Source organism: Rhodococcus sp. 2H158 (genome assembly GCF_053764755.1).
On sequence record NZ_JBSNCE010000075.1, the window covers coordinates 1 to 555 of the forward strand.

1 protein-coding gene is annotated in these 555 nt (G+C 73.7%); it reads right to left on the reverse strand.

Annotation, left to right across the window (positions count from 1 at the left end; translation table 11 throughout):
• On the reverse strand, positions 1 to 555 hold a 555-nt coding region (locus tag ACWPOB_RS28550), incomplete at both ends, for an AMP-binding enzyme (protein WP_455402877.1).

Below are 555 nucleotides of genomic sequence, written 5' to 3' on the forward strand. Positions count from 1 at the left end.
TCGGGGCCCGGAACTCCCGGGCCTCGAACACCGGCGCCGGCAGCGCCCTGCGGTCGAGCTTGCCGTTGACGTTCAGCGGCAGCGCCTCGAGCACCACGAACGCCGCCGGCACCATGTACGACGGCAGCTGCTGCGACAGGGCCGACTTGAGTTCCGCCGCATCGAATTCCGCACCGGCGGCCGGAACCACGTACGCCACGAGCTGCGCGCCCCCACGCTCGTCGTCCCGCCCGATCACCGTCACGTCGCGCACCTCGTCGACGCCGCGCAGCGCGGCCTCGATCTCGCCGAGCTCGATGCGGAAGCCGCGCACCTTCACCTGGAAGTCGCCGCGGCCCACGTAGTCGAGCTCGCCGCCCCCGTCGCCCGTCCCGGTCCACCGGACGAGGTCACCCGTGCGGTAGAGCCGTTCGCCGTCCCCGAACGGGGAGGCGACGAACCGCTCCGCCGTCAGATCCGCCCGGCCGTGGTAGCCGCGCGCCAGCTGCGCACCCGCCAGGTACAGCTCACCGGGCACGCCGGCCGGGACCGGATTCAGGCGCGCGTCGAGCACGT